Genomic DNA, 26,257 nt, shown 5'->3' on the forward strand with positions numbered 1-26,257 from the left:
TGGATTGCGGTCGGTGTGTGAGTAGGATTCTGGACCGAACTCGTCCTACTCACAAATCTACTCACATACTTTGGGGCTTACAAGGGAATCGCTGGGAACGATGGGCACAAAAAAACCGGCTCAGTGGCCGGTTTCTCTGGTGTTCCGGGTCTGGTAGGGACCGCTTGGAACTATGTGATGGTGCCCCGAGGGAGACTCGAACTCCCACTCCTTTCGAAAACGGATTTTGAATCCGCCGCGTCTACCAATTCCGCCATCAGGGCTTGTGGCGGCGAAGTATAGAGAGGCGCCTACCGTTGGTCAATCAGCTTTCATGGTCAATTTTCACGGTTTCGGCTAAACTTTCCGGCCCTGTCGAACCGAACACCATCATGCGCGTCGCCGATTTCTTCTTTGAGCTTCCTGATTCCCTGATCGCTCGCCATCCGCTGGCGCAGCGCCATAGCAGCCGGCTGTTGACCCTGGACGGGCCGAGCGGGGCACTGGCGCATCGCCAGTTCACTGACCTGCTCGAGCATCTGCGCCCGGGCGATCTGATGGTGTTCAACAATACCCGGGTGATTCCGGCGCGTCTGTTCGGCCAGAAGGTCAGCGGCGGCAAGCTGGAGATCCTCGTCGAGCGCGTGCTCGACAGCCACCGGGTACTGGCCCACGTGCGTTCGAGCAAGGCGCCCAAGGCTGGTGCGCAGATTCTCATCGATGGCGGTGGCGAAGCCGAGATGGTCGCTCGTCACGACGCGCTGTTCGAGCTGCGTTTCGCCGAAGAGGTGCTGCCGCTACTTGATCGTGTAGGCCACATGCCGCTGCCGCCGTACATCGACCGTCCGGATGAAGGCGCCGACCGCGAGCGCTACCAGACGGTGTACGCCGAGCGCGCCGGCGCCGTGGCCGCGCCCACCGCCGGCCTGCACTTCGATGAAGAGCTGCTGGCCAAGATCGCCGCCAAGGGCGTGGAAACCGCCTTTGTCACTCTGCACGTGGGGGCTGGCACTTTCCAGCCGGTGCGGGTCGAGCGCATCGAAGACCACCACATGCATAAAGAGTGGCTGGAGGTCGGCCAGGATGTGGTCGACGCGGTGGCCGCCTGCCGTGCCCGTGGCGGTCGGGTGGTTGCCGTGGGCACCACCAGCGTGCGCTCGCTGGAAAGCGCCGCCCGCGATGGCGAGCTCAAGGCGTTCAGCGGCGATACCGACATCTTTATCTTCCCGGGCCGGCCGTTTCATGTGGTCGATGCCCTGGTGACCAACTTCCATTTGCCTGAATCCACGCTGCTGATGCTGGTTTCGGCCTTCGCCGGTTACCCCGAGACCATGGCTGCCTACGCGGCGGCGGTCGAAAACGGGTACCGCTTCTTCAGTTACGGTGATGCCATGTTCATCACCCGCAATCCGGCGCCACGCGGCCCCGAGGATCAAGCATGAGTCGCACCTGTCGTATGTCCTTCGAATTGCTCGCCACCGACGGCAAGGCCCGTCGCGGCCGCCTGACTTTCCCGCGTGGCGTGGTCGAGACCCCGGCGTTCATGCCGGTGGGCACCTATGGCACGGTCAAGGGCATGCTGCCGCGCGACATCGAGGCGATCGGCGCGCACATGATCCTCGGCAACACTTTCCACCTGTGGCTGCGCCCGGGCACCGAGGTGATCAAAGCCCACGGCGACCTGCACGACTTCATGAAGTGGCAGGGCCCGATCCTCACCGACTCCGGCGGTTTCCAGGTGTTCAGCCTGGGTGCCATGCGCAAGATCCGCGAAGAGGGCGTGACCTTCGCCTCGCCGGTCGACGGCTCCAAGGTGTTCATGGGCCCGGAAGAGTCGATGCAGGTCCAGCGTGACCTGGGCTCGGACGTGGTGATGATCTTTGACGAATGCACCCCGTACCCGGCCGATGAAGACGTCGCCCGGGTGTCCATGGAGTTGTCCCTGCGCTGGGCCCAGCGCTCGAAGAATGCCCACGGCGACAGCACCGCGGCGCTGTTCGGCATCGTTCAGGGCGGCATGCACGAGAACCTGCGCATGCGCTCGCTCGAAGGCCTGGAAAAGATCGGCTTCGATGGCCTGGCCATCGGCGGCCTGTCGGTGGGCGAGCCCAAGCATGAAATGATCAAGGTCCTGGATTACCTGCCAGGGCGCATGCCGGCTGACAAACCTCGTTACCTTATGGGGGTAGGCAAGCCGGAAGATCTCGTTGAGGGTGTGCGCCGCGGCGTCGACATGTTCGATTGCGTGATGCCCACGCGCAACGCGCGCAACGGTCATCTGTTTGTCGATACCGGCGTGCTGAAAATCCGTAACGCGTTCCATCGCCATGATGATTCGCCGCTGGACGCGACCTGCGATTGCTATACCTGCCAGAACTTCTCCCGCGCTTATCTGCATCACCTGGATAAGTGCGGCGAAATGTTGGGCAGTATGTTGAATACGATCCATAACTTGCGCCATTACCAGCGGTTGATGGCTGGTTTACGCGAGGCTATTCAACAAGGTACATTGGCCGCCTTTGTCGATGCCTTTTACGCCAAGCGCGGGCTGCCTGTGCCGCCCTTGGACTGATGTTTTGTCGATCCCTAACAAGTACTGATTTGCAACTGGAGTGCTAAATGAGCTTTCTGATCCCTGCCGCATACGCGGACGCAGCTGCCCCAGCCGCCGGCCCAGCCGGTACTGGCTTCGAGTGGATTTTCCTGGTCGGCTTCCTGGTCATCTTCTACCTGATGATCTGGCGCCCGCAGGCCAAACGTGCAAAAGAGCAGAAGAACCTGCTGAGCAACCTGCAAAAAGGTGACGAAGTTGTCACCAACGGCGGTATCGCCGGCAAGATCGTCAAAGTTGCCGACGACTTCGTGGTTCTGGAAGTGTCCGACAACGTCGAACTGAAGTTCCAGAAGGGCGCCGTGGCCGCGACCCTGCCTAAAGGCACGCTCAAAGCGATCTAAGTTTCAGTTTTTTACCAATCGACGGGGCGCGCAAGGCGCCCCGCGTCTTGAACGGGCGGCGTGATGCTGAACAAATACCCTCTGTGGAAATACGTACTGATCCTGGTGGTACTGGCGATCGGTTTTATTTATTCCGCTCCCAACCTCTACCCTGATGATCCGGCCGTTCAGGTCAGCGGTGCCAGTACTGCACTGCAGGTCACTCAGGCCGATCTGGACCGCGTGAGCAAAGCGCTCAACGAGTCCGGTATCCAGGTCAAGGCCGCGAGCCTGGGCGAGAAGGGCAAGGTTGGTCTGGTGCGCCTGACCAAACAGGAAGACCAGCTGCCAGCCAAGGATGTAGTGCGCAAGGCACTGGGCGACGACTATGTAGTAGCGCTCAATCTGGCCCCGACTACCCCGCAATGGCTGCGCAACCTGGGCGCAAGCCCGATGAAGCTGGGCCTGGACCTTTCCGGTGGTGTGCACTTCCTGCTTGAAGTGGACATGGACAAGGCCATGTCGGCCCGCCTGAAAGTCTACGAAGGCGAAGTCAAAAGCCTGCTGCGCAAAGAGCGCGTGCGCTACCGCAGCCTGCCGCAACAAGATGGCGGCATTCAGCTGGGCTTCTCCGATGATGACTCCCGCGAACAGGCCCGTAGCCTGATCCGCAAGAATTTCAACGATTTCGAGCTGACCACCACCGAGCGCAACGGCCTGTCGGTGCTGCGCCTGGCGATTACCCCGGCCAAGGTCGCGGAAATCCGTGAATACTCGATCAAGCAGAACTTGACCACGGTACGTAACCGCGTCAACGAACTGGGTGTAGCCGAGCCACTGGTTCAGCGTCAGGGTGCCAACCGCATCGTGGTCGAGCTGCCAGGTGTGCAGGACACCGCCGAAGCCAAGCGTATTCTCGGCAAGACCGCCAACCTCGAATTCCGCCTGGGCGCCGAGCCTGGTGCCTCGAAAGCCACCACCGAAACCTTCGAGTTCCGTGAAGGCGGTCGTTCGGCTGCGGTCGAGCGTGGCCTGATCATCACCGGTGACCAGGTGACCGACGCCCAGGCCAGTTTCGACGAGCAGGGTCGTCCGCAGGTGAACATCCGTCTGGATGGTCATGGCGGCGAGCTGATGAGCCGTGCTACCCGTAGCAACGTCGGCCGCAGCATGGCGGTGATCTTCATCGAGCAGCGTCCAACCACCCGCTATGTCAAGCAGATGGTCGACGGTGTCGAGAAAGACGTTGCCGTGCAGACCTTCACCGAAGAGAAGAAGATCATCAGCCTGGCGACCATCCAGTCGCCACTGGGTAGCCAGTTCCGCATCACCGGCCTGAACGGCCAGGGCGAATCGTCGGAACTGGCCCTGCTGCTGCGCGCTGGTGGCCTGGCGGCACCGATGTACTTTGCTGAAGAGCGCACCATTGGCCCGAGCCTGGGTGCCGACAACATCACCAAGGGTATCGATGCTTCGCTGTGGGGCATGCTGTTCGTCTCGCTGTTCATCATGGCCATCTATCGCTTCTTTGGCCTGATCGCCACCATCGCCCTGGCCGGTAACATGGTCATGCTGCTGGCGCTGATGTCGCTGCTGGGGGCAACGCTGACCCTGCCGGGTATCGCCGGTATCGTCCTGACCATGGGTATGGCGGTTGACGCCAACGTGCTGATCTTCTCGCGGATCCGCGAAGAGCTGGCCAATGGCATGTCGGTGCAGCGCGCCATCCACGAAGGCTTCAACCGTGCCTACACGGCGATTGTCGACGCCAACCTGACCACCTTGCTGGTCGGCGGCATCCTCTTCGCTATGGGTACCGGTCCGGTCAAGGGCTTCGCGGTTACCATGTCCCTCGGGATTTTCACCTCGATGTTCACGGCCGTCATGGTCACCCGCGCAATGGTCAACCTGACCTGCGGCGGGCGTGATATCAAGAAGCTGTGGGTATAAGGGGCTGCCATGTTACGTACAATCAACTTCATGGGTGTGCGCAACCTTGCGTTCGGCATCACCCTGCTTCTGACCGTGCTGGCGCTGTTCAGCTGGTTCTACAAAGGCCTCAACTTCGGCCTTGACTTCACCGGTGGTACGCTCATCGAGCTGACCTACGAGCGTCCGGCCAATCTCGGCGAGGTCCGTGAGGAGCTGGTCAAGGCCGGCTTCGAGGATGCCGTGGTACAGAGCTTCGGTGCTACCACCGACCTGCTGGTGCGCATGCCGGGCGATGATCCGCAACTGGGTAACCGCGTGTCCGAGGCGCTGCAGAAGGTCAACACCGACAACCCGGCGGTGGTCAAGCGCGTTGAGTTCGTCGGCCCGCAGGTCGGTGAAGAGCTGCGCGACCAGGGCGGCCTGGGCATGCTCCTGGCCCTGGGCGGCATCATGATCTACCTGGCTTTCCGCTTTCAGTGGAAATTCGCCTTGGGTGCGATCCTGTCGCTGATCCACGACGTGGTCGTGACCATGGGTATCCTCTCGTTCTTCCAGATCACCTTCGACCTGACGGTGCTGGCGGCGGTGCTGGCGATCATCGGCTACTCGCTCAACGACACCATCGTCGTCTTCGACCGGGTGCGTGAGAACTTCCGGGTACTGCGCAAGGCTTCGCTGATCGAGAACATCAACATCTCGACCACCCAGACCCTGCTGCGGACCGTGGCGACCTCGGTATCGACCTTGCTGGCCATTGCCGCGCTGCTGTTCTTCGGTGGCGACAACCTGTGGGGCTTCTCCCTGGCGCTGTTCATTGGTGTCATGGCCGGTACCTACTCGTCGATCTACATCGCCAACGTGGTGCTGATCTGGCTGAACCTGAACAGTGAAGACCTGATCCCGACGGTGAAAGCCGAAGGTGTGGACGACCGTCCATAAGGTTTTTTCCCACGCTGTTGGTCGTACAAAAGGGCGCGAGTGTTGAACTCGCGCCTTTTTTTATGCTCCAAGGCAGGGAGAAGGCGGGCAATGTTCCGCAGGTACGATCAGGAGGTTCAGGTGAACAAATCGATGCTGGTGGGTGCGGTTCTGGGTGCTGTCGGTGTAACAGCCGGAGGTGCTGTTGCCACCTACAGCCTGGTCAAGGGCGGGCCGGAATACGCCGAGGTATTGGCGGTGCAGCCGGTCAAGCAGACGGTCAAGACACCCCGTGAAGTGTGCAAGGACGTTACCGTGACGCGTCAGGCGCCGGTGAAGGATCAGCACCAGATCGCCGGTACCGTGGTCGGTGCGCTGGCAGGTGGCTTGCTGGGTAACCAGATCGGCGGCGGTACCGGCAAGAAGATCGCTACCGTGGCCGGTGCGGTCGGTGGCGGCTATGCCGGTAACAAGGTGCAGGAAGGCATGCAGGAGCGTGATACCTATACCACCACGCAAACCCGCTGCAACACGGTCAACGACCTGAGTGAGAAGGTGGTCGGCTATGACGTGAAGTACTCTATCGGCGACAAGGTCGGTCAGGTGCGCATGGAGCGTGACCCGGGCTCGCAAATTCCGCTGGATAAAGAGGGCAAGCTGGTACTGAGCCAGGCTCAGCCAAGCCAGTAACGGCGCGGTCTCTGTGGGAGCTGGCCTTGCCGGCGATCGAGCGCGAAGCGGTCGTAAACCAGGCACCGGCTACAGTGTTGGCTATACCGGCCTCATCGCTGGCAAGCCAGCTCCCACAGAGAGAAGGTGGTTCATAAGGCCCAAAAAAAGCACCCCGAAGGGTGCTTTTTTTGTGCCCGAAGAAACTCAGCGTTTGATCGAAGCAGGCAGGTGCGGCTGGATAGCAGTCAGAACGGCCTTGAAGCACTTGGTGTTACCGGCAACGATGTGACCCTTCTCGAGGAAGTCGTGGCCGCCGGTGAAGTCGCTCACCAGGCCGCCAGCTTCCTGGATCAGCAGGGCGCCTGCAGCCATGTCCCATTCCGACAGGCCCGATTCCCAGAAGGCATCGAAACGACCGGCGGCAACGTAGGCCAGGTCCAGGCTGGCAGCGCCAGCGCGGCGGATGCCGGCGGTCTGGCCGACCAGGGCGCGGAACATGCCCAGGTAGTTGTCCAGGTCAGCCATCTGGTTGTCGCGGAACGGGAAGCCGGTACCCAGCAGGGCGCCTTCCAGACTGGTGCGAGGGCTGACGCGCAGGCGGCGGCCGTTCAGCTGGGCGCCACGGCCACGGCTGGCGGTGAATTCTTCCTGGCGGACAGGGTCCAGTACCACGGCGTGCTCAAGGCGGCCACGGTATTTGCAGGCAATGCTGACAGCAAAGTGCGGAACGCCGCGCAGGAAGTTGGTGGTGCCATCCAGTGGGTCGATGATCCACAGGTAGTCCTTGCCTTCTTCGCCGCTACCGGCATGCAGGCCGGTCTCTTCGCCGTAGATGGAGTGGTTCGGGTAGGCCTTGCGCAGGGCATCGATGATTTTCTGCTCTGCGGCGCGATCGACTTCGGAGACGTAATCCTTGGCGTCTTTTTCATCAACCTTGATGCTATCCAGGCGCTCGATGGAGCGGAAAATCAATTCACTGGCGCTGCGGGCGGCGCGCAGCGCGATATTCAGCATGGGCTGCATGGACGTTTCACCTGGGTCGTTAAAGAAAGCCGAACATTCTAGCAGAAAACTTTGCGCGAAGAAGGGTGACATTTGCTTTCGTAGCGTAAAGTCGGTCGCTTCTGTAATATTTGCTCCCCCTTCGCAACGTCTGTGAGCGCTCGCCTTGCTGCAAAATATTCGTGTTGTTCTGGTCAATACCAGCCACCCCGGCAATATCGGCGGCGCTGCGCGTGCCATGAAAAACATGGGCTTGTCGCGTTTGGTGCTGGTCGATCCGCAGCATTTCCCCTCGCCAGAGGCCGATGCCCGTGCGTCGGGTGCCGATGACGTGCTGGGCGGCGCACAAGTGGTCGCCACCCTTGAAGAGGCGCTGGTCGGTTGCAACCTGGTGTTCGGCACCAGCGCCCGCGAGCGACGCATCCCCTGGCCGCTGGTCGACCCGCGCGAGTGCGCCAGCAAGGTCATCGAGCATGCCGTCCAGGGTGAGGAGATTGCCCTGGTGTTCGGTCGTGAGCACGCCGGCCTGACCAACGAAGAGCTGCAGCGTTGCCACTTTCACGTACACATCCCTTCCAATCCGGACTTCAGCTCGCTGAACCTCGGTGCTGCGGTGCAGGTGCTGGCCTACGAGGTGCGCATGGCCTGGCTGGCGCAAGAAGGGCAGGCGACGCCGGTGGAGGCGGTCGACAGCAGCGAGCTGGCGACCATGGATGAAATGGAATTGTTCTACCAGCACCTGGAAAAAACCCTGGTCGATATCGGCTTTCTCGATCCGCTCAAGCCCAGGCACCTGATGCCGCGCCTGCGTCGCCTGTACGGGCGCAGCTCGGTCGATCGTTCGGAAATGAGTATTTTGCGCGGCATTCTCACCGAAACCCAGAAAGCGGCCCGCGGCGAGCCGCATAAGCGCAAGGATCAATAGATGTTCGAGCGTCTGCGTGAAGATATCCAGAGCGTTTTCCACCGTGACCCGGCGGCGCGCAATGCCTTTGAAGTGCTGACCTGCTACCCGGGCATGCACGCGATCTGGCTGCATCGCGCAGCGCATGCCCTGTGGCGGCGGGACTGGAAGTGGCTGGCGCGGCTGGTGTCGAACTTCGGTCGTTGGCTGACCGGGATCGAGATCCATCCCGGTGCCAAGGTGGGCCGGCGCTTCTTTATTGACCACGGCATGGGTATCGTCATCGGCGAAACTGCAGAGATCGGCGACGACGTCACCCTTTACCAAGGCGTAACCCTGGGCGGTACTACCTGGAACAAGGGCAAGCGTCACCCGACCCTGGAAGACGGCGTGGTCGTCGGTGCCGGGGCCAAGGTCCTGGGGCCCTTCACCGTCGGCGCCGGGGCCAAGATCGGCTCCAACGCGGTGGTCACCAAGGCAGTGCCGGCCGGGGCGACCGCCGTGGGTATCCCGGGGCGGATCATCGTCAAGACCGATGCCGAGGTCGAGGCCCGGCGCAAGGCCATGGCCGAGAAGATCGGCTTCGATGCCTATGGCGTCAGCGAAGACATGCCCGACCCGGTGGCCCGCGCCATTGGTCAGTTGCTCGATCACCTGCAGGCGGTCGACGGGCGCCTGGAAGACATGTGCGGCGCGCTGAAGAATCTTGGTAGCGACTACTGCGCCAAAGAGCTGCCGGCACTGCGTGAAGAGGACTTCGCCGAGATCAAGGACGAGGCCCGCAGCGACGCGTCGACGCATTGACAGAAGGGGCGTGCGCAAGCGCCCCTTAGTTTGCTATCATTCCGCCGCCCTCTTGCGGTAAACCCGACTAAAGCACTAGGTCTTATAGTTGACTTAAATGCTCGGGAATAGCATACTCGCTCCCATCCCGTAACCCCGTGGTACCTACTAGCCATGCGACTGACTACAAAAGGCCGATACGCCGTGACCGCCATGCTCGACCTGGCGTTGCACGCGCAGAATGGGCCGGTGTCTCTGGCCGACATTTCCGAGCGCCAAGGCATTTCCCTCTCTTATCTGGAGCAGCTGTTTGCAAAGCTGCGCCGCAGCAGCCTGGTTTCCAGCGTGCGCGGCCCTGGCGGCGGCTATCAGCTGTCGCGAAGCATGGAGAGCATTCAGGTCGCCCAGGTCATCGACGCGGTCAACGAATCGGTCGATGCCACGCGCTGCCAGGGGCTGGGTGATTGCCACGCCGGCGACACCTGCCTGACCCACCACCTGTGGTGCGACCTCAGCCAGCAGATTCACGAATTCCTCAGCGGCATCAGCCTGGCTGACCTTGTCACTCGCCGTGAGGTACAAGAAGTCGCCCAGCGCCAGGACCTGCGTCGTATCGCAGGCCGGGCACCGCAGCTGGACAAGATTGAGACGTCCGCCGTCGAATGACCGTTTCGACGCGCGGCGCGACCGCCTGATAGGAGATATTCAATGAAGTTGCCGATCTACCTCGATTACTCCGCGACCACACCGGTCGATCCCCGCGTTGCCCAGAAGATGAGCGACTGCCTGCTGGTCGACGGGAACTTCGGTAACCCGGCGTCGCGCTCCCACGTCTTTGGCTGGAAAGCCGAAGAGGCGGTCGAGAACGCCCGTCGCCAGGTCGCCGACCTGGTCAATGCCGACCCGCGGGAAATTGTCTGGACCAGCGGTGCCACCGAGTCCGACAACCTGGCAATCAAGGGCGTCGCGCACTTTTACAGCACCAAGGGCAAGCACCTGATCACCTCCAAGATCGAGCACAAGGCTGTTCTGGACAGCACTCGTCAGCTGGAGCGTGAAGGCTTTGAGGTTACCTACATCGAGCCAGGCGCCGATGGCCTGATCACCCCGGCCATGGTTGAAGCTGCCCTGCGTGAAGACACCATCCTGGTGTCGATCATGCACGTGAACAACGAAATCGGCACCATCAACGACATCGCCGCCATCGGCGAGCTGACCCGCGCCCGCGGCGTCATGTTCCACGTCGATGCCGCACAGTCCACCGGCAAGGTCGAAATCGACCTGCAAAAGCTCAAAGTCGACCTGATGTCGTTCTCGGCGCACAAGACCTACGGCCCTAAAGGCATCGGCGCACTGTACGTCAGCCGCAAGCCTCGCGTGCGCCTGGAAGCCACCATGCACGGCGGCGGTCACGAACGCGGCATGCGTTCGGGCACCCTGGCCACCCATCAGATCGTCGGCATGGGCGAAGCCTTCGCCATCGCCAAAGAGCTGATGGCCAGCGAGAACGTGCGCATCAAGGCCCTGAGCGACCGCTTCTACCAGCAGGTTGAAGGCCTCGAAGAGCTGTACATCAACGGCAGCATGACCGCGCGCATTCCGCACAACCTGAACCTGAGCTTCAACTACGTCGAAGGCGAGTCGCTGATCATGGCGCTCAAGGACCTGGCCGTTTCGTCCGGCTCGGCCTGTACTTCGGCATCGCTCGAGCCGTCCTACGTACTGCGCGCCCTGGGCCGCAACGACGAACTGGCACACAGCTCGATCCGCTTTACCTTCGGTCGCTTCACCACCGAAGAAGAAATCGACTACGCCGCGCAGAAGGTTTGCGAGGCCGTAACCAAGCTGCGCGAATTGTCGCCGCTGTGGGATATGTACAAAGACGGCGTCGACATCTCCAAGATCGAGTGGGCTGCGCACTAAGTAGTCGCCGGCAAGAGCGGCTCTCTGATGAGGAAGGAATTGCACCATGGCATACAGTGAAAAGGTCATCGACCACTACGAAAACCCGCGTAACGTCGGCAAGATGAATGCCGAGGACCCGGATGTCGGCACCGGCATGGTCGGCGCTCCGGCGTGCGGCGACGTCATGCGCCTGCAGATCAAGGTCAACGAGCAGGGCGTCATCGAAGACGCCAAGTTCAAGACCTACGGCTGCGGTTCGGCCATCGCTTCCAGCTCCCTCGCTACCGAGTGGATGAAGGGCAAGACCCTGGACGAAGCGGAAACCATCAAGAACACCCAGCTGGCCGAAGAACTGGCGCTGCCGCCGGTTAAAATCCACTGCTCGGTACTCGCCGAGGACGCCATCAAGGCGGCCGTGCGCGATTACAAGCAGAAGAAAGGTTTGCTCTAAGGTCGCCTGTTGCAGGTAAGGAGTCTCGATGGCTATCAGCATGACAGAAGCCGCCGCCAAACATGTGCGGCGCTCCCTCGACGGACGCGGCAAGGGTGAAGGTATTCGCCTTGGCGTGCGCACCACTGGCTGCTCGGGCCTGGCCTATGTGCTGGAGTTCGTCGATGAAGTAACTTGCGATGACCAGGTCTTCGAAAGCCATGGCGAAAAGGTCATCATCGATCCGAAAAGCCTGACGTACCTCGACGGTACCGAACTGGATTTCGTCAAGGAAGGGTTGAACGAAGGCTTCAAGTTCAACAACCCCAACGTGCGCGGTGAGTGTGGCTGCGGCGAAAGCTTCAACGTCTGAGGCTGCGCGTGGGTACTCCTTGTCATTTCGCCCTGTTTGACCTGCAACCTGGCTTCCGTCTGGACCTCGACAAGCTGGCCGTTCGCTATCGCGAGCTGGCCCGCGAGGTCCATCCGGATCGCTTCGCCGATGCCTCCGAACGTGAACAGCGCATTGCGCTGGAGCGTTCGGCTGCGCTGAACGAGGCCTACCAGACTCTCAAGAGCGCGCCCCAGCGTGCCCGCTACCTGTTGGCGATCGGCGGCCATGAAGTGCCGCAGGAAGTCACCGTCCATGATCCCGAGTTCCTGCTGCAGCAGATGCAGCTGCGTGAAGAGCTCGAAGACCTCCAGGACAGTGCCGACCTCGATGGCGTGGCCGTGTTCAAGCGTCGCTTGAAAGCAGCCCAGGAAGCACTCAACGAGGACTTCGCCGCCTGCTGGGATGATCCTGCGCAGCGTGAACAGGCCGAGCGCCTGATGCGCCGCATGCAGTTTCTCGACAAGCTCGCCTACGAAGTGCGCCAGCTGGAAGAGCGCCTCGACGATTAACCCGGCGCTGCTTCTGGCGGCGCCCCTGGTATTCAGATAAGCATGGCCCTACTGCAGATCGCCGAACCCGGTCAGAGCCCCCAGCCGCACCAGCGTCGCCTGGCGGTGGGTATTGACCTTGGTACCACCAATTCCCTGGTTGCTGCCCTGCGCAGCGGCCGCAGCGAGCCCCTGCCCGATGCCCAAGGCCGGGTGATCCTGCCGTCCGCAGTGCGCTATCACGCTGACCACATCGATGTCGGCCAGAGCGCCCGCGACGCCGCCTCCAGCGACCCGCTCAACGCTGTGCTTTCGGTCAAGCGCCTGATGGGCCGTGGCCTGGCAGACGTCAAGCAACTGGGCGAGCAGCTGCCGTACCGCTTTGTCGGTGGCGAGTCGCACATGCCGTTCATCGACACCGTCCAGGGCCCGAAAAGCCCGGTGGAAGTCTCGGCCGATATCCTCAAGGTGCTGCGCCAGCGCGCCGAAGAGACCCTCGGCGGCGAACTGGTTGGCGCGGTGATCACCGTGCCGGCCTATTTCGACGACGCCCAGCGCCAGGCCACCAAGGACGCCGCGCGTCTGGCCGGTCTGAACGTATTGCGCCTGCTCAATGAGCCGACCGCGGCCGCCGTGGCCTATGGCCTGGACCAGAATGCCGAAGGCCTGGTGGCCATCTATGACCTGGGTGGCGGTACCTTCGATATCTCGATCCTGCGCCTGACCGGCGGTGTCTTTGAGGTGCTCGCCACCGGTGGCGACAGCGCCCTGGGCGGCGACGACTTCGACCATGCCATCGCCAGCTGGATCGTCGAGCAGGCCGGGCTGTCCTCGGACCTCGATCCGGGCGCCCAGCGTCAGTTGCTGCAAACCGCCTGTGCGGCCAAAGAGGCCCTGACCAATGCTGATGTGGTCACGGTCGCCTATGGCAACTGGCAGGCCGAGCTGACCCGCAGTGCCTTCGATGCCCTGATCGAGCCAATGGTTGCCCGCAGCCTCAAGGCCTGCCGCCGCGCCGTGCGTGACAGCGGCGTCGAGCTTGAAGAAGTTGCTGCAGTGGTCATGGTCGGTGGTTCGACCCGCGTGCCGCGTGTGCGCGAGGCCGTCGGCGCGCTTTTTGGCCGTACCCCGCTGACCGAAATCGACCCGGACCAGGTAGTCGCCATCGGCGCCGCCATCCAGGCCGATACCCTGGCTGGCAACCGCCGCGATGGTGGCGAATTGCTTCTGCTCGACGTGATTCCGCTGTCCCTGGGCCTGGAAACCATGGGTGGGCTGATGGAGAAGGTGATTCCGCGCAACACCACCATCCCGGTTGCCCGCGCCCAGGAGTTCACCACCTACAAAGATGGCCAGTCGGCCATGATGATTCACGTGCTGCAGGGTGAGCGCGAACTGATCAGTGACTGCCGCTCCCTGGCGCGCTTCGAACTGCGTGGGATTCCGGCGATGGTCGCCGGTGCGGCGAAGATCCGCGTGACCTTCCAGGTCGATGCCGACGGCTTGCTCAGCGTTTCGGCGCGCGAGCTGGGCTCGGGCGTCGAATCGAGCATCCAGGTCAAGCCGTCCTACGGCCTGACCGACGGCGAAATCGCCCGCATGCTCAAGGATTCCTTCGAACATGCCGGTTTCGATAAGGTGGCGCGCCAGTTGCGCGAGCACCAGGTCGACGCCGAGCGCCTGCTCGAAGCGGTACAGGGCGCCCTGGATGCCGATGGCGAGCGCCTGCTGGACGCCGAAGAGCGCCTGGCAATCGAGCAACAGATGCAAGACTTGCGTGATTTGATCAACGGCACCGATGGCGCGGCCATCGAGCAACAGACCAAGCGTCTGTCGCAGGTGACCGATGCCTTTGCCGCCCGTCGCCTTGATTCGACGGTAAAAGCCGCTTTGGCCGGGCGCAACCTGAATGAGATCGAGGAATAACTGATGCCGCAGGTGATTTTTCTGCCCCACGAGAGATTCTGCCCGGATGGCATGGTCGTGGAGGCCGAGACCGGGAAGTCCATTCTCGAGGTGGCCCATGACAACCACATTGAGATCGAAAGCGCTTGTGGTGGCGTCTGTGCCTGTACCACGTGCCACTGCGTCATTCGCGAAGGTTTCAATTCGCTCAATGAGGCTGACGAGCTGGAAGAGGACTTCCTGGATCGCGCATGGGGCCTTGAGCCAACGTCGCGCCTGACCTGTCAGGCCGTTGTCGGTACCGAGGATGTGACTGTCGAGATTCCGAAATATTCGCTCAACCACGCTGCCGAAGCGCCGCATTGATCCTGGAGCCGACATGAGCCTGAAATGGGTTGATGTACTTGAAATTGCAATCCAGCTTGCCGAAAGCAAGCCGGAAGTCGATCCTCGTTATGTGAACTTCGTCGATCTGCACCGTTGGGTGCTGGCATTGCCGGAATTCAGTGACGATCCGACCCGTGGCGGCGAGAAGGTTCTCGAAGCCATCCAGGCGGCCTGGATCGAAGAAGCCGACTGAGCGCGCTCGGCAGGTTAGGCAATCCCCCGGAACCCGCGTATAATTCGCGGGTTTAATTTTTCGCTTCACTCAACGTTTCTGGAGTTTCACCATGGCTGTTCAACGTACTTTCTCGATCATCAAGCCTGACGCCGTTGCTAAAAACGTGATCGGCGAGATCACCACCCGTTTCGAAAAAGCCGGCCTGCGCGTCGTTGCCTCGAAACTCAAGCAACTGTCCAAAGCCGAAGCCGAAGGCTTCTACGCTGAGCACAAAGAGCGCGGCTTCTTCGGCGACCTGGTTGCCTTCATGATCTCCGGTCCTGTTGTTGTTCAGGTTCTGGAAGGCGAAAACGCCATCGCTCTGAACCGTGAGCTGATGGGCGCTACCAACCCTAAAGAAGCTGCTGCCGGCACCATCCGTGCTGACTTCGCCGAGTCCATCGACGCCAACGCCGTTCACGGTTCGGACTCCGAAGCCGCTGCTGCTCGCGAAATCTCGTACTTCTTCGCAGCTACCGAGGTAACCACTCGCTAAGCGAAAGCTTACGGGTGAGGGTGAATCCATGACGACATCGACTGGCAAAACTAACCTGTTGGGGCTGACCCAGCCGGAAATGGAAAAATTCTTCGACTCTATCGGGGAGAAGCGTTTCCGTGCCGGTCAGGTAATGAAATGGATTCACCACTTTGGCGTCGATGATTTCGACGCCATGACGAATGTCGGCAAGGCCTTGCGCGAAAAGCTCAAGGCTGTTGCCGAGATTCGCGGTCCGGAAGTGGTCAGCGAGGATATCTCCAGCGACGGCACCCGTAAATGGGTGGTGCGCGTGGCGTCCGGCAGCTGCGTCGAGACCGTGTACATCCCCCAGGGCAAGCGTGGCACCCTGTGTGTCTCGTCCCAGGCCGGTTGCGCCCTGGACTGCAGTTTCTGCTCCACCGGCAAGCAAGGATTCAACAGCAACCTCACCGCCGCCGAAGTGATCGGCCAGGTGTGGATTGCCAACAAGTCGTTCGGCAGCGTGCCGGCCACCATCGACCGCGCCATCACCAACGTGGTGATGATGGGCATGGGCGAGCCATTGCTGAACTTCGACAACGTGGTCGCCGCCATGCACCTGATGATGGACGACCTCGGCTACGGCATTTCCAAGCGCCGGGTGACCCTGTCCACCTCCGGCGTGGTACCGATGATCGAAGAGCTGGCCAAGCACATCGACGTCTCCCTGGCCCTGTCGCTGCACGCGCCGAACGATGCGCTGCGCAACGAACTGGTGCCGATCAACAAGAAGTACCCGCTAAAGGTCTTGCTCGAAGCGTGCATGAACTACATGTCGCAGCTGGGCGAGAAGCGCGTGCTGACCATTGAGTACACCCTGCTCAAGGACGTCAACGACAAGCTCGAACACGCCGTGGAAATGGCCGAGCTGCTCAAGAACGTACCGTGCAAGATCAACCTGATTCCGTTCAACCCGTTCCCGCATTCCGGTTACGAGCGGCCGAGCAACAACGCCATCCGCCGCTTCCAGGACCACCTGCATCACGCCGGCTACAACGTCACCGTGCGCACCACCCGTGGTGAAGACATCGACGCGGCATGCGGCCAGCTGGTTGGCCAGGTGATGGACCGCACCCGCCGCAGCGAGCGCTATATCGCCGTGCGTCAGTTGAACGCCGACGGTGAAGTGCAAGAAAGCGCCGCGCGCAACTGAAGAGAGGACCTCCATGACCCTGCGCTTCGCGCTGTCGATCCTGACGCTCGCCCTGCTTGCAGGCTGCGTGTCCGGCGGGAGTTCGGACGCGCTGGGCAGTCGTGAAGGTCGCGAGCAGGCACGGCAGGCCTATGTGCAGCTGGGCCTGGGTTATTTGCAACAAGGTTTGACCGAGCAGGCCAAGGCGCCGCTGAAAAAAGCCCTCGACCTCGATAGCCAGGATGCCGCAGCCAATGCGGCCCTGGCTTTGGTGTTTCAGGCCGAAGACGAGCCGGAACTGGCCGAGGCGCACTTTCGCAAGGCCCTGGCCCGCCGCCCGGACGACACCCGAATTCGCAACAACTACGGCAGTTTCCTTTATGCTCGTGGGCAATACGCCCAGGCGCAGCAGATGTTTGCCCAAGCGGCGGCCGATACCCTGTATCCTGAACGCTCCCGGGTGTTCGAGAACCTCGGCCTGACCGCGCTCAGGCTGGGACAGCGCGCCGAAGCGCAGGAATACCTGGTAAAAGCTTTGCGACTCAACCAGCAGCAGCCGCGCGCGTTGCTGGAAATGGCTGAGTTGTCTTACGAAGACAGGCATTATGTGCCGGCCCGTGACTACTACGATCGTTTCAGCCAGCTGAGCGACCACAGTGCCCGCAGCCTGCTGCTGGGCAGTCGCCTGGCCAGCGTCTTCGAAGAACGGAACAAGGCCAGCGAACTGGGCCTGCAATTACAACGACTTTATCCCGGTACGCCGGAATATCAGCAATACCTGTCGGAGCAATGATGAAAGCGGCGCATCCCGAAGCAGCAGCAGCGACTCGCGAAAATCCCGGTGAAACCCTGCGTCAGGCCCGCGAGAGCAGGGACTGGTCCCAGGCCGAAGTGGCCCGCAAGCTCAACCTCACCGTGAGTTCCCTGAACAATCTTGAAGCCGGCGCCTTCGACAAGCTGCCGGGGCATACCTTCGCCCGTGGCTACATCCGTGCCTATGCCAAGCTGCTGGACATGGACCAGGCTGCCCTGGTGCAAGCCTTCGACCAGTGCACCGGCACCCACGCCCAGGGCAGCGACGTACACGCCCTTGGCCGCATCGAAGAACCGGTGCGCCTGTCCCACAACATCCTGCGCATCGTCAGCCTGGTGCTGCTGGTGGTGGTGATCGGTGGTGGCTTCTTCTGGTGGCAGGACCAGACCAGCCTGCGTGGCAAGGACCTGGCCAACATGGCCCTGGAGCACGTCGAAGTTGAAAGCGCCGACGGCACCACCCAGATTCACCCGCTGGACGAGCCTGAAGACCAGGCTGTGACCGCTGGCCAGCAACCGGAAAGCACCACCTTGAACCTGGAGCAGGCTCCGGCACCGGCCGAGCAGGTCGCAGCCGCACCGGCCGAGCAAGCACCGGCCAGCCCGGTCGCCGCACCTGTTGCGCCCGCTGCCAGCACGGCGACCACGCCAGTGGCCCCGGTTGTGCCGGCTCCTGTGCCAGCCCCGGCGGCGCCAGTGGTCAACAGTGCAGTGGTTGCCGCCGCACCAGCAGCACCTGCTGTCGCCGCTCCAGCCCCGGCCGGTAGCGGCCAGTTGCACATGCAGTTCACCGCCGATTGCTGGACCTCGGTCACCGACGGCAACGGCAAGCTGCTGTTCAGCGCCATCAAGCGCAAAGGCGACAGCCTGGACCTGACCGGCAAGCCGCCGTTCTCGGTACGCCTGGGCTTTGCCCGCGGCGTGCAGGTCAGCTACAACGGCCAGCCTGTCGACGTTGCGCCGTTCACCAGTGGCGAGACCGCTCGCCTGAAGTTGGGACAATAAGTCATGCACGGCGAATCTCCGATCAAACGTCGCGAATCCCGGAAAATCTGGGTTGGTAATGTGCCTGTTGGCGGCGATGCTCCCATCGCGGTCCAGAGCATGACCAACACCGACACCAATGATGTGGCCGCGACCGTGGCGCAGATCAACCGCCTGATCGATGCCGGCGTCGACATCGTGCGTGTCTCGGTACCGGACATGGACGCTGCCGAAGCCTTCGGCAAGATCAAGCAACAGGTCAGCGTACCGCTGGTTGCCGACATCCATTTCGACTACCGCATCGCCTTGCGCGTCGCCGAGCTGGGCGTTGATTGCCTGCGCATCAACCCGGGCAACATCGGTCGCGAAGACCGCGTCCGTGCGGTGGTCGATGCCGCTCGTGACCGCGGTATCCCGATCCGTATCGGTGTCAACGCCGGCTCCCTGGAAAAAGACCTGCAGAAAAAGTACGGCGAGCCGACCCCGGCGGCGCTGGTCGAGTCGGCCATGCGCCACGTCGAGCACCTCGACCGCCTGGATTTCCAGGACTTCAAGGTCAGCGTAAAGGCGTCCGACGTGTTCATGGCCGTCGAAGCCTATCGCCTGCTGGCCAAGCAGATCATCCAGCCGCTGCACCTGGGCATCACCGAAGCCGGCGGCCTGCGCTCAGGCACGGTGAAATCCGCGGTGGGCCTCGGTATGCTGCTTGCCGACGGGATTGGCGATACTATTCGCATTTCGCTGGCCGCCGACCCGGTCGAAGAGGTCAAGGTCGGCTACGACATCCTCAAGTCCCTGCACCTGCGTTCGCGTGGCATCAACTTCATCGCCTGCCCGAGCTGCTCGCGGCAGAACTTCGATGTGGTCAAGACCATGAACGAGCTGGAAGGGCGCCTGGAAGACCTGCTGGTACCCCTGGACGTCGCTGTGATCGGTTGCGTGGTCAACGGTCCGGGCGAGGCCAAGGAAGCCCACGTGGGGCTTACCGGTGGCACGCCGAACCTGATCTACATCGACGGCAAGCCTGCGCAGAAGCTGACCAATGACAACCTGGTCGATGAGCTTGAAAAGCTCATCCGCCAGAAAGCGGCTGAAAAAGCCGAGGCCGACGCGGCGCTGATCGCCCGTGGCTGACTGACACAGAATTGTTAAGGGATTTTCCGTGAGCAAATCGCTGCAAGCCATTCGTGGCATGAACGACATCCTGCCCGAGCAGACGCCGCTGTGGCGTTATTTCGAGAACACCGTGGCCGGCCTGCTGGATACCTATGGCTATCGCCAGATCCGCACGCCGATCGTCGAGTTCACCGAGCTGTTCAAGCGCTCGATCGGCGAAGTCACCGACATCGTCGAAAAAGAGATGTACACCTTCGACGATCGTAACGGCGACTCTCTGACCCTGCGTCCGGAAGGCACCGCCGCCTGCGTGCGCGCTGTGCTCGAACACGGCATCACCGGCAGCGGCCAGGTACAGAAGCTCTGGTACATCGGCCAGATGTTTCGCCACGAGCGCCCGCAAAAAGGTCGTTATCGCCAGTTCAACCAGATTGGTGTCGAAGTCTTCAACCTCGACGGTCCGGACATCGACGCCGAGCTGATCATGCTCACCTGGCGCCTCTGGGGCCAGCTGGGCATCCGTGACGCGGTCAAGCTCGAACTCAACAGCCTGGGCACCAGCGAAGCACGTGCCCGCTACCGTGACGCGCTGGTCGAGTTTCTCTCTGCGCGCCTGGAGCAACTGGACGAAGACAGCCAGCGCCGCCTGAAGAGCAACCCGCTGCGCATCCTCGACAGCAAGGATGCCAACACCCAGGCCGTACTGGTAGGCGCGCCGAAGCTCGAAGATTACCTGGACGAAGAGTCCCGCGTGCACTTCGAGGGCCTGAAGGCGCGCCTGGATGCCGCCGGCATTCCGTTTGTGATCAACACCAAGCTGGTGCGCGGCCTGGACTACTACAGCAAGACCGTTTTCGAGTGGGTCACCGACAAGCTCGGCTCCCAGGGCACCGTGTGTGCCGGTGGCCGCTACGACGGCCTGGTCGAGCAGATGGGCGGCAAGCCGACCACGGGCGTTGGTTTCGCCATGGGTATCGAACGTCTGATCCTGCTGCTGGAAACCCTTGAACAAGTGCCTGAGTCGATCAACCGCCAGGTCGACGTCTACCTGTGCGCCTTCGGCGAGCAGGCCGAGCTTGCCGGCCTGGCCCTGAGCGAACGCCTGCGCGACCGTCTGCCGGACCTGCGCCTGCAGGTCAACGCCGGTGGCGGCAGCTTCAAGAGCCAGTTCAAGAAAGCCGACAAGAGCAACGCGCTGTTCGCCTTGATCCTGGGGGACGACGAGCTGGCGCAACAAGTGGTAGGTTTCAAACCCCTGCGCGGTCAGGGCGAACAACAAAACATTGCCTGGGATGCTCTGGCAGAGCACCTGGAAGCCTCGCTCGCGCAGGCGTGAGGCGAGTCAACAGCCGATTTGGTGAAAAGGAGTATTGGGGTGTCGAGTACCGATGATGAACAACTGGTCGCGATGAAGGACTGGTGGGACCGCAATGGCAAGCCGCTGGTAACCGGTGGCCTGCTGGCGCTGGTCGTGGTGTTCGGCTGGCAAGCCTGGCAGAAATACCAGACCAACCAGTCGCAAGGCGCCTCGAACCTTTACCAGGCCCTGCTGGAGACTACCCTGACGCCAAGCGGCGAGCCTGACGCGGCCAAGGTTGCCGAGCTGTCCGGCAAACTGAAGAACGAATTCGGTGGCTCGGCCTATGCCCAGTACGCCAGCCTGTTCGTGGCCAAGGTGGCAGTCGAGAGCGGCAAGCTCGACGACGCCGCTGCCGAGCTGAAGCTGGTGATGGACAAGCCGGCCGACGCGACCCTGGGCGAAATCGCCCGTCAGCGCCTGGCCCGTGTGCTGGCTGCGCAGAAGAAGGTCGACGAAGCGCTCAAGCTGCTTGAAGGCGATGCCGACAAGGCGTTCCTGGCCAGCCGTGAAGAGCTCAAGGGCGACCTGCTGGTGCAACTGGGCCGCGCTGGCGATGCCCATACCGCTTACGAAAAAGCCAAGGCTGCGCTGTCTGATGACGCCGCGATCGGTGGCCTGCAACTCAAGCTCGACGACCTGGCCAAAGGGGATGCGTGACGTGATCGGTTGGAAACATGCAGCAGTGCTGACCCTGGCCCTTCTGGCCGTGGGTTGCAGCAGCAACAGCAAAAAGGAATTGCCACCGGCCGAACTGACCAAGTTCACCGAAGAAGTGGTCCTGAAGAAGCAGTGGAGCCGCTCGATCGGTGACGGTCAGGGCGAAACCTTCAATATGCTGGTGCCGGCGATCGAGAACGACCGTATCTACGCTGCCGATGTCACTGGCGTGGTAATGGCGCTGGATCGCAGCAACGGCGACGTGGCCTGGAAGAAGGACCTCGAACTGCCGGTTTCCGGTGCCGTCGGCGTCGGTTACGGGATGGTCATGCTTGGCACCCTCAAGGGCGAAGTGATTGCCCTGGATGCCAGCACCGGTGAAGAGCGCTGGCGCTCGCGCGTTACCAGTGAGGTGCTGGCACCGCCGGCCACCAACGGTGACGTGGTGGTAGTACAGACCCAGGACGACCGCGTCATTGGCCTGGACGCCAGCACCGGCGACCGTCGCTGGATCTACGAAAGCACCCCGGCGGTACTGACCCTGCGCGGTACCGGCGCTCCGATCGTGACCAACCGTCTGGCCGTTGCTGGCCTTTCGACCGGTAAGGTGGTTGCCCTCGACACCCAGAACGGCGCGCCGGTCTGGGAACAGCGTGTGGCCATCCCGCAAGGTCGCTCGGAGCTTGACCGTGTTGTGGATATCGACGGCGGCCTGCTGCTGTCCGGCGGTACCCTTTACGTTTCCAGCTACCAGGGCCGCGTTGCCGGCCTGGACCTGGAGAGCGGCCGGTTGCTGTGGCAGCGTGATGCTTCCAGCTACACCGGTGTGGCCCAGGGCTTCGGTAACGTCTACGTGAGCCTGGCTTCGGGCACCGTGGAAGGCATCGACGAGCGTTCGTCCAGCGCCTTGTGGAGCAACGATTCGCTGGCACGCCGCCAGCTGTCGGCGCCAGAAGTGTTCTCCAGCTATGTAGCGGTGGGTGACCTGGAAGGCTACCTGCACCTGCTCAGCCAGGTCGATGGTCGTTTCGTCGGTCGTGAGCGTATCGACAGCGATGGCCTGCGCGCCCGTCCGCTGGTGGTGGGTGACACCATCTACGTGTACGGCAACAGCGGCAAGCTCGAGGCGCTGACCATCCGCTGAGGCTATGCTTGAGGCCATGCCGGCCTCGGGCTGCGGCACTTCCGGTGCCGCTCGAACTCCGGCCGCTGCAGTGCAGCGGCCTTTGTATTTTTCGAATTTATGAAGTGGAGAGCCGAATGGTTCCCGTAATCGCCCTGGTGGGCCGACCGAACGTCGGTAAATCCACCATGTTCAACCGCCTGACCAGGACCCGCGACGCTATCGTCGGCGACCTGTCCGGGCTGACCCGAGACCGCCAGTACGGTGAAGCGCGCTGGCAAGGCCGTTCGTACATCCTGGTCGACACCGGTGGTATTTCCGGTGACGAGGAAGGCATGGACGAGAAGATGGCCGAGCAGTCGCTGCTGGCCATCGAAGAAGCCGATGTGGTCCTGTTCCTGGTTGATGCCCGCGCCGGCCTGACCGCCGCCGACCAGATGATTTCCGAGCACCTGCGCAAGCGCAACAAACGCTCGTTCCTGGTTGCCAACAAGATCGACAACATCGATCCGCTGGCCGCCATCGCCGAATTCTCGCCGCTGGGCATGGGTAACGCCATCGGTGTTGCCGGCGCTCAGGGCCGTGGCGTCAACAACCTGCTGGAAGCCGTGCTGAGCGACTTCCCTCGGGACAAGGACGAGGAAGAGATCGACACCGACGTCGCCGAAGGCGAGGAAGCGGTGCGTATTCCTGGCCCGAGCGAAAAAGACGGGATCAAGATCGCCATCATCGGCCGGCCGAACGTCGGCAAGTCGACCCTGGTCAACCGCATGCTCGGTGAAGAGCGGGTTATCGTCTATGACCAGCCCGGCACCACCCGCGACAGTATCTACATTCCCTTCGAGCGTAACGAAGAGAAGTACACCCTGATCGACACTGCCGGGGTGCGCAAGCGCGGCAAGATCCACGAAGAAGTCGAGAAGTTCTCCGTGGTCAAGACCCTGCAGGCGATCAAGGACGCCAACGTGGTGATTTTCGTCATGGACGCCCGCGAAGGCGTGGTCGACCATGACCTGAACCTGCTGGGCTTTGCCCTGGAAGCCGGTCGTGCCATCGTTATCGCCCTGAACAAGTGGGACGGCATGCAGCCGAGCGAGCGCGACTACGTCAAGACCGAGCTGGAACGCCGGCTGTTCTTCGTCGACTTTGCCGACATCCACTTCATCTCGGCGCTGCACGGCACTGGCGTGGGTAACCTGTACCAGTCGGTGCAGAACTCCTTCAAGTCGGCGGTTACCCGTTGGCCGACCAGCCGCCTGACCCAGATCCTCGAAGATGCGGTCAGCGAGCACCAGCCGCCGATGGTCAACAGCCGCCGGATCAAGCTGCGCTATGCCCACCTCGGTGGCGCCAACCCGCCGATCATCGTGATCCACGGCAACCAGGTCGAGAAAGTACCCAAGTCCTACTCGCGCTACCTGGAAAACACCTACCGCCGCGTGCTCAAGCTGGTCGGTACGCCGATCCGCATCGAGTACAAGGGCAGTGACAACCCGTACGAAGGCAACAAGAACACGCTGACCGACCGCCAGGTCAACAAGAAGCGTCGCTTGATGTCGCACCACAAGAAAGCCGAGAAGAAGCGTAAAGACAAGCGCTAGAAAGCATCGCAGGGCAAGCCCGCTCCTACTCTGTGGGAGCGGGCTTGACCCGCGATTGACCTGCGACCGTAACAACCTTTTTCCTGACCGATCAATCCGCTATGCTCGGTCCCAGACCGCGCCGCCTCGAGCCGGATAGTGCTGCAGGAAAGAGGGCTCCATGATCAGTAGCAAGTTGCCGAACGTCGGCACGACCATCTTTACCACCATGTCCCAGCTCGCCGCGCAAACCGGCGCCTTGAACCTGTCCCAGGGTTTCCCCGATTTCAACGGCCCGCAAGCACTGCTCGATGCGGTCGGCCGGCATGTCAGTGCCGGGCACAACCAGTACAGCCCCATGACCGGCTTGCCAGCCTTGCGCCAGCAGGTGGCGAACAAGATCGCCCGCAGCTATGGCGTCAGCGTCGATGCCGAGCATGAAGTGACCATCACCCCGGGTGCCACCGAAGCGATCTTCTGCGCCATCCATGCAGTGATCCGCGCGGGCGACGAGGTCATCGTCTTCGATCCCAGTTATGACAGCTATGAGCCCTCGGTGGAGCTGGCCGGCGGGCGTTGCGTGCATGTGCAACTGACCGACGGCGAGTTTGCCATCGACTGGCAGAAGCTCACCGACGCCCTCAGCCCGCGTACGCGTATGATCATCCTCAACTCGCCGCACAACCCCAGCGGCGCCTTGATCAGCCGCGATGATCTGGACACGCTGGCGCTGTTGATCGCCGACCGCGACATCTACTTGATCAGCGACGAAGTCTACGAGCACCTGGTGTTCGACGGAGTACAGCACGCCAGCGTATTGGCCCACGAGGCGCTGTATCAACGTGCATTCGTGGTCAGCTCGTTCGGCAAGACCTACCACGTCACTGGCTGGAAAACCGGTTATGTGGTGGCGCCAGCGGCGCTCAGCGCCGAGCTGCGCAAGGTCCACCAATACGTCAACTTCTGCGGCGTGACCCCGCTGCAATGGGCGCTGGCCGATTTCATGGCCGCGCACCCCGAGCATGTCGAAGAGCTGCCAGCCTTCTACCAGGCTAAGCGCGACCTGTTCTGCGAATTGCTCACGCCTTCGCGCTTTCAGTTCAAGCCCACTCCGGGTACATATTTCCAGTTGGTGGATTACTCGCAGATTCGCCCGGACCTGAACGACGTCGACATGTCGCTGTGGCTGACCCGCGAGCATGGCGTGGCGACCATTCCAGTATCGGTGTTCTACCAGCAACCCATCCCCGCGCAGCGCCTGGTGCGCCTGTGCTTTGCCAAACGCGAGGAGACGCTGCGTCAGGCAGCGGAAAAACTATGCGCGATCTGAGTACTCTGCCCAACCTGAACATCGCGTTGGTGCAGACCAGCCTGGCCTGGCAGGACCGCCTGGCCAACTACGAGCACTTCGAAGGCCTGCTGGAACAGGCCCGTGGCGCCGACCTGATCATCCTCCCGGAGATGTTCACCACTGGTTTTTCCATGGACTCCGAGAGCCTCGCCGAGCCTGAGAACGGTCCGACCTACAAGTGGCTCAAGAGCCAGGCCAAGAAGCTTGATGCAGTGGTTACCGGCAGCGTGATCATCCAGGCCGCCGACGGCAGCCACCGCAACCGTTTGCTGTGGGCGCGGCCCGATGGCGAGATCCTGTTCTATGACAAGCGCCACCTGTTTCGCATGGCCGGAGAGCACAAGCACTACACCCCGGGCGAACGCCAGGTGCAGTTCGAACTCAAGGGCTGGCGGATACGCCCGTTGATCTGCTATGACCTGCGCTTCCCGGTGTGGAGCCGCGATGCTCAGGATACCGACCTGCTGCTGTACACCGCCAACTGGCCGGCGGCCCGCCGCCAGCACTGGAACCGCCTGTTGCCGGCGCGGGGTATCGAGAACCTGTGTTATGTCGCTGCGGTGAACCGCGTGGGCACTGACGGCAAGGGCTTTGCCTATACCGGCGACAGCCAGGTGCTGGACTTTCAGGGTGAGAGCCTGCTGAGCGCAGGCGAGGCGGACGGGGTGTTTACCGTGGTGCTCAGTGCGGCAGATCTCGCGGCCTATCGCACGCGTTTTCCGGCCAATCTGGATGCCGACACCTTCGATCTGCATTGATCGCAATCGCCGGCAAGGC

General features: G+C 62.0%; 28 protein-coding genes and 1 tRNA gene. 27 read left to right on the top strand and 2 right to left on the bottom strand.

Going from position 1 to position 26,257, the window contains the following annotated elements:
* Positions 1-178: 178 nt before the first annotated feature.
* Positions 179-263, bottom strand: a tRNA-Leu gene (locus tag ABIE20_RS03230).
* A gap of 108 nt (positions 264-371) precedes the next feature.
* Here ABIE20_RS03230 and queA point away from each other — a divergent pair.
* The 6 genes from queA (at position 372) to ABIE20_RS03260 (ending at position 6,453) form a co-directional block, all read left to right on the top strand.
* Positions 372-1,421: a tRNA preQ1(34) S-adenosylmethionine ribosyltransferase-isomerase QueA gene (gene queA, locus ABIE20_RS03235; RefSeq protein ID WP_429502748.1), complete on the top strand. Its 1,050-nt coding sequence runs from the start codon at positions 372-374 to the stop codon at positions 1,419-1,421.
* A gap of 14 nt (positions 1,422-1,435) precedes the next feature.
* The gene (gene tgt, locus ABIE20_RS03240; RefSeq protein WP_162195925.1) at positions 1,436-2,551 is read left to right on the top strand and encodes a tRNA guanosine(34) transglycosylase Tgt; all 1,116 of its coding nucleotides are present in this window, start codon (positions 1,436-1,438) and stop codon (positions 2,549-2,551) included.
* Between the two features lie 47 nt (positions 2,552-2,598).
* Positions 2,599-2,934: a preprotein translocase subunit YajC gene (gene yajC, locus ABIE20_RS03245; RefSeq protein ID WP_010223473.1), complete on the top strand. Its 336-nt coding sequence runs from the start codon at positions 2,599-2,601 to the stop codon at positions 2,932-2,934.
* A 63-nt stretch (positions 2,935-2,997) separates the two neighbouring features.
* Positions 2,998-4,863, top strand: a complete 1,866-nt coding sequence (gene secD / locus ABIE20_RS03250; protein ID WP_429502751.1) for a protein translocase subunit SecD — start codon at positions 2,998-3,000, stop codon at positions 4,861-4,863.
* Positions 4,864-4,872: 9 nt separating this feature from the next.
* Entirely contained in the window at positions 4,873-5,784 is a 912-nt protein-coding gene (gene secF, locus ABIE20_RS03255) for a protein translocase subunit SecF (RefSeq protein WP_038997033.1), read from the top strand.
* Between the two features lie 120 nt (positions 5,785-5,904).
* Complete coding sequence (locus tag ABIE20_RS03260) at positions 5,905-6,453, top strand: glycine zipper 2TM domain-containing protein (protein WP_429502753.1); 549 nt, start codon at positions 5,905-5,907, stop codon at positions 6,451-6,453.
* A gap of 186 nt (positions 6,454-6,639) precedes the next feature.
* Here ABIE20_RS03260 and suhB read toward each other — a convergent pair whose 3' ends face one another.
* On the bottom strand, positions 6,640-7,458 hold the full coding sequence (gene suhB / locus ABIE20_RS03265; RefSeq protein ID WP_010223469.1) for a type III secretion system regulator SuhB: 819 nt from the start codon (positions 7,456-7,458) through the stop codon (positions 6,640-6,642).
* 145 nt (positions 7,459-7,603) lie between these two features.
* On the opposite strand from suhB, the gene trmJ reads away from it, so the two are divergent.
* The 21 genes from trmJ (at position 7,604) to ABIE20_RS03370 (ending at position 26,238) form a co-directional block, all read left to right on the top strand.
* Positions 7,604-8,362, top strand: coding sequence for a tRNA (cytosine(32)/uridine(32)-2'-O)-methyltransferase TrmJ (gene trmJ / locus ABIE20_RS03270; protein ID WP_429502756.1), 759 nt, complete (start codon positions 7,604-7,606; stop codon positions 8,360-8,362).
* Positions 8,363-9,145, top strand: a complete 783-nt coding sequence (cysE, locus tag ABIE20_RS03275; protein WP_115088644.1) for a serine O-acetyltransferase — start codon at positions 8,363-8,365, stop codon at positions 9,143-9,145.
* Positions 9,146-9,298: 153 nt separating this feature from the next.
* Positions 9,299-9,790 (top strand): Fe-S cluster assembly transcriptional regulator IscR, encoded by a 492-nt coding sequence (gene iscR / locus ABIE20_RS03280; RefSeq protein WP_036993915.1) that lies wholly within the window; start codon positions 9,299-9,301, stop codon positions 9,788-9,790.
* Positions 9,791-9,832: 42 nt separating this feature from the next.
* On the top strand, positions 9,833-11,047 hold the full coding sequence (locus tag ABIE20_RS03285) for an IscS subfamily cysteine desulfurase (RefSeq protein ID WP_429502759.1): 1,215 nt from the start codon (positions 9,833-9,835) through the stop codon (positions 11,045-11,047).
* 46 nt (positions 11,048-11,093) lie between these two features.
* Positions 11,094-11,480, top strand: a complete 387-nt coding sequence (gene iscU / locus ABIE20_RS03290) for a Fe-S cluster assembly scaffold IscU (RefSeq protein ID WP_002552476.1) — start codon at positions 11,094-11,096, stop codon at positions 11,478-11,480.
* A gap of 28 nt (positions 11,481-11,508) precedes the next feature.
* Positions 11,509-11,832, top strand: a complete 324-nt coding sequence (gene iscA, locus ABIE20_RS03295; protein ID WP_429502761.1) for an iron-sulfur cluster assembly protein IscA — start codon at positions 11,509-11,511, stop codon at positions 11,830-11,832.
* An 8-nt stretch (positions 11,833-11,840) separates the two neighbouring features.
* The gene (hscB, locus tag ABIE20_RS03300) at positions 11,841-12,362 is read left to right on the top strand and encodes a co-chaperone HscB (RefSeq protein ID WP_429502763.1); all 522 of its coding nucleotides are present in this window, start codon (positions 11,841-11,843) and stop codon (positions 12,360-12,362) included.
* A 42-nt stretch (positions 12,363-12,404) separates the two neighbouring features.
* Positions 12,405-14,267, top strand: a complete 1,863-nt coding sequence (hscA, locus tag ABIE20_RS03305; RefSeq protein WP_429502765.1) for a Fe-S protein assembly chaperone HscA — start codon at positions 12,405-12,407, stop codon at positions 14,265-14,267.
* Positions 14,268-14,270: 3 nt separating this feature from the next.
* Positions 14,271-14,612, top strand: a complete 342-nt coding sequence (gene fdx / locus ABIE20_RS03310) for an ISC system 2Fe-2S type ferredoxin (protein WP_045196210.1) — start codon at positions 14,271-14,273, stop codon at positions 14,610-14,612.
* Positions 14,613-14,625: 13 nt separating this feature from the next.
* Positions 14,626-14,826, top strand: coding sequence for a Fe-S cluster assembly protein IscX (gene iscX / locus ABIE20_RS03315; protein ID WP_045196212.1), 201 nt, complete (start codon positions 14,626-14,628; stop codon positions 14,824-14,826).
* Between the two features lie 91 nt (positions 14,827-14,917).
* Positions 14,918-15,343 carry a nucleoside-diphosphate kinase gene (gene ndk, locus ABIE20_RS03320; protein WP_007964426.1) on the top strand — a complete coding sequence of 142 codons (426 nt, stop codon included), beginning with the start codon at positions 14,918-14,920 and terminating at the stop codon, positions 15,341-15,343.
* Positions 15,344-15,371: 28 nt separating this feature from the next.
* Positions 15,372-16,517, top strand: coding sequence for a 23S rRNA (adenine(2503)-C(2))-methyltransferase RlmN (rlmN, locus tag ABIE20_RS03325; RefSeq protein WP_038997019.1), 1,146 nt, complete (start codon positions 15,372-15,374; stop codon positions 16,515-16,517).
* Between the two features lie 13 nt (positions 16,518-16,530).
* On the top strand, positions 16,531-17,289 hold the full coding sequence (pilW, locus tag ABIE20_RS03330; RefSeq protein WP_429502767.1) for a type IV pilus biogenesis/stability protein PilW: 759 nt from the start codon (positions 16,531-16,533) through the stop codon (positions 17,287-17,289).
* Entirely contained in the window at positions 17,289-18,314 is a 1,026-nt protein-coding gene (locus ABIE20_RS03335) for a RodZ domain-containing protein (protein WP_429502769.1), read from the top strand. Before pilW ends, ABIE20_RS03335 begins: the two co-directional genes overlap by 1 nt.
* A gap of 3 nt (positions 18,315-18,317) precedes the next feature.
* A complete protein-coding gene (gene ispG / locus ABIE20_RS03340; RefSeq protein WP_038997015.1) occupies positions 18,318-19,427 on the top strand; it encodes a flavodoxin-dependent (E)-4-hydroxy-3-methylbut-2-enyl-diphosphate synthase in 1,110 nt (369 codons plus the stop codon).
* A gap of 28 nt (positions 19,428-19,455) precedes the next feature.
* A complete protein-coding gene (gene hisS / locus ABIE20_RS03345) occupies positions 19,456-20,745 on the top strand; it encodes a histidine--tRNA ligase (RefSeq protein ID WP_429502771.1) in 1,290 nt (429 codons plus the stop codon).
* Between the two features lie 39 nt (positions 20,746-20,784).
* Positions 20,785-21,426: a YfgM family protein gene (locus ABIE20_RS03350; protein WP_429502773.1), complete on the top strand. Its 642-nt coding sequence runs from the start codon at positions 20,785-20,787 to the stop codon at positions 21,424-21,426.
* Positions 21,419-22,570, top strand: a complete 1,152-nt coding sequence (bamB, locus tag ABIE20_RS03355; RefSeq protein ID WP_045196225.1) for an outer membrane protein assembly factor BamB — start codon at positions 21,419-21,421, stop codon at positions 22,568-22,570. Before ABIE20_RS03350 ends, bamB begins: the two co-directional genes overlap by 8 nt.
* A 116-nt stretch (positions 22,571-22,686) precedes the next feature.
* Positions 22,687-24,150 (top strand): ribosome biogenesis GTPase Der, encoded by a 1,464-nt coding sequence (gene der / locus ABIE20_RS03360; RefSeq protein WP_045196227.1) that lies wholly within the window; start codon positions 22,687-22,689, stop codon positions 24,148-24,150.
* 160 nt (positions 24,151-24,310) lie between these two features.
* A complete protein-coding gene (locus ABIE20_RS03365; protein WP_429502776.1) occupies positions 24,311-25,459 on the top strand; it encodes a pyridoxal phosphate-dependent aminotransferase in 1,149 nt (382 codons plus the stop codon).
* Entirely contained in the window at positions 25,447-26,238 is a 792-nt protein-coding gene (locus tag ABIE20_RS03370) for an amidohydrolase (protein ID WP_429502778.1), read from the top strand. Before ABIE20_RS03365 ends, ABIE20_RS03370 begins: the two co-directional genes overlap by 13 nt.
* The last annotated feature ends 19 nt before the right edge of the window (positions 26,239-26,257 follow it).

Source organism: Pseudomonas sp. 2835 (assembly GCF_050435905.1).
Lineage (GTDB): Bacteria > Pseudomonadota > Gammaproteobacteria > Pseudomonadales > Pseudomonadaceae > Aquipseudomonas.

What these genes read in the sequence shown, in the direction of transcription:
- pilW (WP_429502767.1), top strand. Translation starts at nt 16,531, where the DNA reads ATGACCCTGCGCTTCGCGCTGTCGATCCTGACGCTCGCCCTGCTTGCA.
- hscA (WP_429502765.1), top strand. Translation starts at nt 12,405, where the DNA reads ATGGCCCTACTGCAGATCGCCGAACCCGGTCAGAGCCCCCAGCCGCAC.
- rlmN (WP_038997019.1), top strand. Translation starts at nt 15,372, where the DNA reads ATGACGACATCGACTGGCAAAACTAACCTGTTGGGGCTGACCCAGCCG.
- bamB (WP_045196225.1), top strand. Translation starts at nt 21,419, where the DNA reads ATGCGTGACGTGATCGGTTGGAAACATGCAGCAGTGCTGACCCTGGCC.
- iscR (WP_036993915.1), top strand. Translation starts at nt 9,299, where the DNA reads ATGCGACTGACTACAAAAGGCCGATACGCCGTGACCGCCATGCTCGAC.
- secD (WP_429502751.1), top strand. Translation starts at nt 2,998, where the DNA reads ATGCTGAACAAATACCCTCTGTGGAAATACGTACTGATCCTGGTGGTA.
- tgt (WP_162195925.1), top strand. Translation starts at nt 1,436, where the DNA reads ATGTCCTTCGAATTGCTCGCCACCGACGGCAAGGCCCGTCGCGGCCGC.
- iscX (WP_045196212.1), top strand. Translation starts at nt 14,626, where the DNA reads ATGAGCCTGAAATGGGTTGATGTACTTGAAATTGCAATCCAGCTTGCC.
- yajC (WP_010223473.1), top strand. Translation starts at nt 2,599, where the DNA reads ATGAGCTTTCTGATCCCTGCCGCATACGCGGACGCAGCTGCCCCAGCC.
- cysE (WP_115088644.1), top strand. Translation starts at nt 8,363, where the DNA reads ATGTTCGAGCGTCTGCGTGAAGATATCCAGAGCGTTTTCCACCGTGAC.
- ABIE20_RS03370 (WP_429502778.1), top strand. Translation starts at nt 25,447, where the DNA reads ATGCGCGATCTGAGTACTCTGCCCAACCTGAACATCGCGTTGGTGCAG.
- secF (WP_038997033.1), top strand. Translation starts at nt 4,873, where the DNA reads ATGTTACGTACAATCAACTTCATGGGTGTGCGCAACCTTGCGTTCGGC.
- ndk (WP_007964426.1), top strand. Translation starts at nt 14,918, where the DNA reads ATGGCTGTTCAACGTACTTTCTCGATCATCAAGCCTGACGCCGTTGCT.
- ABIE20_RS03335 (WP_429502769.1), top strand. Translation starts at nt 17,289, where the DNA reads ATGAAAGCGGCGCATCCCGAAGCAGCAGCAGCGACTCGCGAAAATCCC.
- iscA (WP_429502761.1), top strand. Translation starts at nt 11,509, where the DNA reads ATGGCTATCAGCATGACAGAAGCCGCCGCCAAACATGTGCGGCGCTCC.
- queA (WP_429502748.1), top strand. Translation starts at nt 372, where the DNA reads ATGCGCGTCGCCGATTTCTTCTTTGAGCTTCCTGATTCCCTGATCGCT.
- fdx (WP_045196210.1), top strand. Translation starts at nt 14,271, where the DNA reads ATGCCGCAGGTGATTTTTCTGCCCCACGAGAGATTCTGCCCGGATGGC.
- ABIE20_RS03365 (WP_429502776.1), top strand. Translation starts at nt 24,311, where the DNA reads ATGATCAGTAGCAAGTTGCCGAACGTCGGCACGACCATCTTTACCACC.
- der (WP_045196227.1), top strand. Translation starts at nt 22,687, where the DNA reads ATGGTTCCCGTAATCGCCCTGGTGGGCCGACCGAACGTCGGTAAATCC.
- suhB (WP_010223469.1), bottom strand. Translation starts at nt 7,458, where the DNA reads ATGCAGCCCATGCTGAATATCGCGCTGCGCGCCGCCCGCAGCGCCAGT.
- ABIE20_RS03285 (WP_429502759.1), top strand. Translation starts at nt 9,833, where the DNA reads ATGAAGTTGCCGATCTACCTCGATTACTCCGCGACCACACCGGTCGAT.
- iscU (WP_002552476.1), top strand. Translation starts at nt 11,094, where the DNA reads ATGGCATACAGTGAAAAGGTCATCGACCACTACGAAAACCCGCGTAAC.
- ispG (WP_038997015.1), top strand. Translation starts at nt 18,318, where the DNA reads ATGCACGGCGAATCTCCGATCAAACGTCGCGAATCCCGGAAAATCTGG.